General features: G+C 62.6%; 7 protein-coding genes. 1 reads left to right on the top strand and 6 read right to left on the bottom strand.

All coding sequences use genetic code 11. From position 1 onward, the window contains the following. Positions 1-1,129 (bottom strand): Sua5/YciO/YrdC/YwlC family protein (locus EPO09_RS02165; protein WP_290639711.1); only part of this gene is annotated, 1,129 nt, incomplete at its 3' end. Next, the gene (gene hypB, locus EPO09_RS02170; protein ID WP_290639717.1) at positions 1,114-1,860 is read right to left on the bottom strand and encodes a hydrogenase nickel incorporation protein HypB; all 747 of its coding nucleotides are present in this window, start codon (positions 1,858-1,860) and stop codon (positions 1,114-1,116) included. The genes EPO09_RS02165 and hypB, both read right to left, overlap by 16 nt. Positions 1,861-1,998: 138 nt before the next feature. Between hypB and EPO09_RS02175 the strand changes: the two genes are divergently transcribed. Beyond that, positions 1,999-2,649 (top strand): heme-binding beta-barrel domain-containing protein, encoded by a 651-nt coding sequence (locus EPO09_RS02175; RefSeq protein WP_290639718.1) that lies wholly within the window; start codon positions 1,999-2,001, stop codon positions 2,647-2,649. On the opposite strand, the gene EPO09_RS02180 is transcribed toward EPO09_RS02175, so the two are convergent. The 4 genes from EPO09_RS02180 to EPO09_RS02195 form a co-directional block, all read right to left on the bottom strand. Then, the gene (locus EPO09_RS02180; RefSeq protein ID WP_290639720.1) at positions 2,631-3,758 is read right to left on the bottom strand and encodes a hypothetical protein; all 1,128 of its coding nucleotides are present in this window, start codon (positions 3,756-3,758) and stop codon (positions 2,631-2,633) included. The genes EPO09_RS02175 and EPO09_RS02180 overlap by 19 nt on opposite strands. Before the next feature lie 297 nt (positions 3,759-4,055). Continuing rightward, a complete protein-coding gene (locus EPO09_RS02185) occupies positions 4,056-4,244 on the bottom strand; it encodes a hypothetical protein (protein WP_290639722.1) in 189 nt (62 codons plus the stop codon). A gap of 132 nt (positions 4,245-4,376) precedes the next feature. Beyond that, a complete protein-coding gene (locus EPO09_RS02190) occupies positions 4,377-4,736 on the bottom strand; it encodes a hypothetical protein (protein WP_290639724.1) in 360 nt (119 codons plus the stop codon). Then, positions 4,733-6,641 (bottom strand): efflux RND transporter permease subunit (locus EPO09_RS02195; RefSeq protein ID WP_290639725.1); only part of this gene is annotated, 1,909 nt, incomplete at its 5' end. The genes EPO09_RS02195 and EPO09_RS02190, both read right to left, overlap by 4 nt.

Genomic DNA, 6,641 nt, shown 5'->3' on the forward strand with positions numbered 1-6,641 from the left:
GCCAGCCGTCTGCGATTTCGGCCAGCTCCAGCGTGGCGGTTTCGTTGTCGATGACCAGGGGGGATCCGCCGGCATTGCCGCTCGTCACCACCAGCACCATTTCTTGCGGCGTGTTCAACCAGGTTGTGCCGGCAGGCTGCCCCAGGGCCTCATGGAACAGCAGGTAGTGGATCGGGGTGTAGGGCAGCATCACGCCCAGCCAGGCCAGATCCGGTGCCACGCCTTGCAGTACCTGGCGGGCACGCTCGCTTTGCGGCAGCAGAACGATCGGGCGCTCTGGCGATTGCAGCCAGCGCTGTTCGTGCGGTGTCATGCTGGCCCATGGCGGGACGGACGCCGTGTTGGCCAGCATCACGGCCAGCGGCTTGCCTTCACGGCGCTTGCGCTGGCGCAGTCGGGCCACGGCCGCAGGCTGCCGGGCATCGCACACCAGATGGAAACCGCCCAAGCCTTTGACCGCGAGGATGCCGCCTTCTTGCAGCAGCTTGAGCGCAGCCCCGATCGGTTGATCGCGTTCCGTGCTGCCATCCGTCTGGGTGAGCCAGACCTTGGGCCCACACTCGGGGCAGGTGTTGGTCTGGTGATGGAAGCGGCGGTCCGCGCCGTTGGCGTACTCCGCTTCGCAGGCCGGGCAAGGCAGAAAGCGGGCCAGGCTGGTGTGGCCGCGGTCAAACGGCAGGCTGCGCGTGACGGTGTGGCGCGGGCCACATTGCGGGCAGTTGATGAAGGCATGGCGCCAGCGGCGGTTGTCGGGATCGAACAGCTCCGACAGGCAGCGCGGGCACACGCCCAGATCGGCGCCGATGGTGGTGGCATGCCCTGACGCATGGCTGATGGCATGGTTGACGCTGGCCTGGATCTCGAAGGGCTTGCCAGGGGCGGGCGCAGGCGCTTCGCTGGCCGCCACAGAGAGCACGTCCACCTGCTCGACCTTGGCCGGCGCGGGCGCTTGCCACAGGCGTGCTTGCAGCGTGTCAAGCAGCTGCGCATCGCCATGCAGATCGATCTCGACGCCGAAGGCGGTATTGCGCACCCAGCCGATCAGGCCCAGCGCACTGGCCTGCTGCCAGACCCAGGGGCGAAAACCCACGCCCTGGACCAGCCCGCGCACGGCTAGGCGGCGGTGCATTGCTGCTCCAGCCAGCCCATCCAGTCATCGAAACCCTGGCCTGTGGTGGCCGAGAGCCGGATGACGCTGGCGCCGGGGTTGACCTGACGGATGAAGGCCAAGGCCTTGTCCATGTCGAATCGCAGGTGCGGCAGCAGGTCGCACTTGTTGAGCAGGATCAGGCCAGCGGCCTGGAACATATCGGGGTATTTGAGGGGCTTGTCTTCCCCCTCGGTCACGGAGAACACGAGCACCTTGGCTTTTTCACCCAGATCAAAGGCGGCAGGGCATACGAGGTTGCCAACGTTCTCGATCATCAGCACGCCCTGATCCAGCGGGGGCAGATCATGCAGGGCATCGTGCACCATGCGGGCATCCAGATGGCAGCCCTTGCCTGTGTTGATCTGCACCGCCTGAACGCCTGTGGCGCGGATGCGCTCGGCATCGAAGCTGGTTTGCTGATCCCCCTCGATCACGGCAACGGGGCGGCGCCCCTTCAGGCGCGACACGGTTTCGACCAGCAGCGAGGTTTTGCCCGAGCCTGGGCTGGAGACCAGATTGAGCGCCAGCGTGTGGTGTGCGGCCAGATGCTCGCGGATGTGGGCAGCGACATGGTTGTTGCCGGCCAGGATGTCCTGCTCGAGTTGCAGCACCCGGGTGTGCATGTCGGGATGCCCATGCTGGTGCGCAGGCGCATCGCCAGGAGGGGGCGCATGGTGTTGCGCAGATTCACAGCCGCAGATGGTGCACATGGGGTGATCCTGATCCTTGCCGGTGTCAGATGCAAGCGTATCTCAGTTCATCATGGGGGCGATGACAGTCAGGTGACTTGTTTTGTCGCCATTCACGCTAAATTCATGGGCGTGCATCGTTGCAAACAAGGAGCAGGCATGAGTGATTTTCCTCAGGATATCTACACCGAACCGTCCAATGTCGATGTCGACACCCTGAAAAACCTGGGGCCGTTGCGTGGCATGGCCGGCGTCTGGCAAGGCACACGCGGCCTGGACGTCAAGCCCAAGGCGGAAGGTGCCAAGAAGCAGGCCTATGTGGAACGCATCGAGCTGCAGCCGATCGACCCGCAGACCAACGGCCCGCAACTGTTTTACGGCCTGCGTTATCACACGCACGTGACCAAGCCGGATCAGGTCAAGACGTATCACGATCAGGTCGGCTACTGGCTGTGGGAGCCCGCTACCGGCACCGTGATCCACACCTTGACCATTCCGCGTGCGCAGACCGTGATGGCCGTAGGCAAGGCTGCGGCTGACGCCACCACCTTCGAGCTGGTCGCCACACGTGGCCAGCTGGATTACGGCATCTGCTCCACGCCATTCCTGGAGCACGCCTTCAAGACCGTCGAGTTCCGTATTCAGGTCACGATCAACCTGGATGGCACCTGGTCTTATGACGAAGACACGGTGATGGAAATCCGCGGGCAAGCCGAGCCTTTCCACCATCGCGATCGCAACACGTTGAGCAAGCTCGCCGAGCCCACGCCAAATCCGTTGGCGCAAGCGCTCTACAGCACGGCGGGTTGATCGCGGCTAGCTTGTTTGTCTGCGGGTGCTTTGGGCACGATGGCAGGCAAGACCTCGTAGCCAAACTGATAGGGCACCACGCGGTAGCCCTTGACCAGTCCGCCTTGGGCTGGCCGCCGGCCCAGGCGCTGGAAGTCGTCCGGGCCGAGTGGCTGGATCTTCGCCGCATCGCGTGAGCGGCTGAAGACGCCATGACGCCACTGATAGACCTCGCCCAGCTTCTCTTCATAGCTGTAGGCGTGGTCGTGGTCGTTGTAGAAATCGTCGAAGCGGTCGCGCCCGAGGTAGAGTGCGTTGGAGCCCTCGTAGCCAGTCTTGTGATGCGTGTTGGGATCGGTGTTGACGATGTACACCCAATCGCCCGGTACGAAGTTCCGGGGCGCCACGCCATACTGGATTTTGACCAGCTTGCCAGGACGATCTCGCTCGCTGGGATCGAAGTCTTCTTCGAAATCCCACATATTGGCCGGTTCGATGTGGACCAAGGGGTCGCCATCGTGCTGGATTCTCAGTAACACCAGGCTGGAAAGGCTGTCATTGGCGCGTACGCGGCGGTAATAGTCCACCACACCTTGCGTGATCACGAGCTTCGTGGCGGTGTAGCAGCCAATCGCATATTGATCCTGCCTGCTGAAGGCATCCAGCAAGGCTTCGTGCAGAGGCCGCTTTTTCAGCGGTGTTCCTTCGCGCCAGTAGCGGGTGTTCCAGTTGGCCGAGCCGCCATTGGGCCAGACCCAGTGCAGGTGCTCGGTCCAGGCCACAATGTTCTGGCGCAAGGCGACCTGATCCTTGAGTGCCTGCAGATCGCAGGCGGCTCCCTTGAAAACGGTGAGCCGGCCGTGCTGCATCAGCGCCAGTGCGATCTCCTTGCGTGAGACCGTGTGAACCTGAACGGGGCTTTGGCCGTTCCGCGGCAGTTCCAGCGTTTCTTCATCCACGTCAAATCCGGGGCGGGACTGGAAGTCCAGGGTGCTGCGGTCGCTTGCCGCGCCTGCCAGCGTGTAGGTGACATGGCCCGATGCCATATCAGCCGTCACGTGGTACAGCGTTTCGGGAATGCGTAATTCCTGCAGGTAGCGTGACATGCCTGCCCGAATGGCGGTGCTCATTTGTGGGCCGCATTGAAACTGAATCCCGTCTTGTGCGGCATGCGCCTGCGGCGTGACGAGGCCAAGTGCCAGGAGCAAGGCGGCAAGGCCGGCAACCCCCAAGCGTCGATGTTGGGGAGACGGAGATGGGCGACGTGAAAACAAGCGAACTTCCTGAAGCGTGGCGACAGCCGAGATGGTCGGTTGTGTGTCTTTCAGGATTCTTTCATGCCCGCGGGCCGGGACTCGGGCAGGGCGAGGCCAGAAAAGAAAAAGCCGGGAAATTCCCGGCTTTGGTGCTCAGATCAGAGCTGTGAATCACTTGCTGGCAGCAGCGGCAGCCTTGTGATGCTTCTTGTGGCCCTTATGGGCAGCCTTGTGATGCTTCTTGTGCTTGGCAGGCGCCGAAGCAGCAGCAGGCTCGCCCATCGGGGCAGTCTGGGCTTGAGCAAAGGACATGCTGGCGAACAAAGCGAGAACCGATGCGATGAGGAGCGACTTTTTCATGATGAATGTCCTTCTTGAGAAGTGCGAGCTCTGGTTGGAGCTTGTAAAAATCCCCCTATTGCCGGGGTGTCTCACCATAACGCAGGTGTTTGACCAGTGGTTGACACCGTTGGCAACATCAGACACATGGTTTCATCGGGGTTCCAGCGTGCGCGTGCATTCGTCCACTTTCACGTAAACCTTCTGACCCTCTGCCAGCTGTTGGCCATCAGGCAGCGGAACAATGCGGAAGACTTCTTCGGGTGGTCGGCGAAAGTGCAGCATCACCCATCGAACGCCCATCGTTTGGGTGCTGGGCAGGATGTCCCGGCAATCCTGAGAAAAGCGCACGAGCGGTGTGGATTCGTTCAACGTGACGTCGTGGTCGATATAGCCGACGCGCCAGAGTTCGGCCTCAGGGTGTGCGGCGTCCGTGGTGCTGGCGCAGGCGGCCAGCGACAACATGGCAGCCAGTGACAGCAGGCGACAGATGCGCGCGCGGTGGAACTTCATGACGCGTCTTCCTCTTTGATCAAAAACAGCAAGGTGGGGAGCAATATCAGCGTGAACAGCGTGGCGGACACGATGCCGCCCACGATCACGAGCGCAAATGGACGCTGGGTTTCCGAGCCGATGCCGTGAGACAGCGCGGCGGGCAGCAGGCCCAGGCCAGCCATCAGGGCGGTCATCAGAATGGGGCGCAGGCGGACCACGGCGCCTTCCACAATGGCCTCGGCGCGGGCCATGCCGTTGTCTATCTTGGATTGAATCTCTTCCATCAGGATCACGCCGTTTTGCACGCAGATGCCGGCCACAGCAATGAAACCGACCGCTGCAGAAATGGACAGGTGCATGCCGGCCAGGGTCAGGGCGCCAAAGCCGCCGATCAGCGTGAAGGGCACCATGGCCAGCACCAGTGCGGCGCGGGAGACGGATTTGAAGGCCCAGAACAGCAGCACGAAGATGCCGGCCAGCGACAGGGGCACCACGATCATCAGACGCTTGGCCGCGCGTTGCTGGTTCTCGAATTGCCCGCCCCAGCTCAGCGAGTAGCCTTGAGGCAGCTTCACGACTTCGGCCACGCGCTTTTGCGCTTCGGTCACGAAGCTGCCTTGGTCACGCCCGCGCAGATTGGCCTTGATGTGCACCATGCGCATGCCGGCTTCCCGGGCGATGCGTGTGGGGCCCTGGCGAACCTCCACCGCGGCCAGCTCGGACAGTGGCACGCTGGCGCCATTGGCCAGGGCGATCGGCAGGCGGCCCACCGCATCGATCGCATCTCGATAGGGTCGATCAAAGCGTAGGGTGATGTCCAGATTGCGGCGCTCTTCAAAAAAGGTGTTGACCGATACACCGCCCAGTGCCGCCTGCACCAGGTTGTTGAAATTGACGATGCTGACGCCGTAGCGGGCCAGCTTGTCTCGATCGGGTGTGATGGCCACTTCGCTTTGCCCGTTGATGCGGATGGCCTCCACGTCGGCCGCGCCGCGAATCGACGACAACACGCCCGCAACCTGATCGGCCTTCTGGCTGAGCACGTCCAGGTCCGGGCCGAAGATCTTCACGGCCAGTTCGCCCTTGCCGCCTGACAAGGCTTCTTCCACGTTGTCTTCGATGACCTGGCTGAAGTTGGGATGCACGCCGGGCAGCACGTCCATGCGAGACGAGATGTTCTCGATCAGGGCTTCCTTGTCCTTGAAGCGCCAGGTCTTGTGGTCATGCAGGTCCGCCAGGATCTCGATGCTGTTGGGGCCTTTGGGGTCAGTGCCGTCGTCGGGGCGGCCGATGTGGCTGACCACCTTGCCGACCTCGGGTGTGTTCAGCAGGATGCCGCGCAGGCGCTTTTCGACGGCCTGCGTGGTCTCGATGCTGCTGGCCGGCGGCAGGCTCAGCGTGATCCACAGGTTGCCTTCATCCAGCTTGGGCAGGAACTCGCTGCCCAGCACGGCGATGAGCGCGAGCGCACCAGCCAGTGCGGCCACGGAGCCCATGATCAAGGGCTTGCTGGTGCGCTGGCATGTCTGTAGGGCATGCCGGTAGAGCACTTTGAGGTGCTCCATCCAGGGTAGGTGCTTTTCCACCAGGTTGCGACGGCCCAGCAAGAAGGCCAGCATGGTCGGGATCCACGTCATGGTCAGCAGCACGGCACCAGCCAGGGCAAATGACAGCGTGAAGGCCATGGGCGAGAAGATCTTGCCCTCTACGCGCTGGAACGTGAAGATGGGCAGGAAGGCCAGGATGATGATGGCCTTGGAGAACACGATGGGGTGTCCCATGCTCGTGGCTGTTTGCCGCAGCGCGGTCAGGCGGTGCGTGGCATCGGCTTTCAAGGCATTCTCGGCAGCCTCCACGGTCAGCCGCACCATCAAGGCTTCGACCAGCACGACGGCCGAATCGATGATGATGCCGAAGTCCACG

The organism is Aquabacterium sp., assembly GCF_004297345.1.
Taxonomy (GTDB): Bacteria; Pseudomonadota; Gammaproteobacteria; order Burkholderiales; family Burkholderiaceae_C; genus Aquabacterium.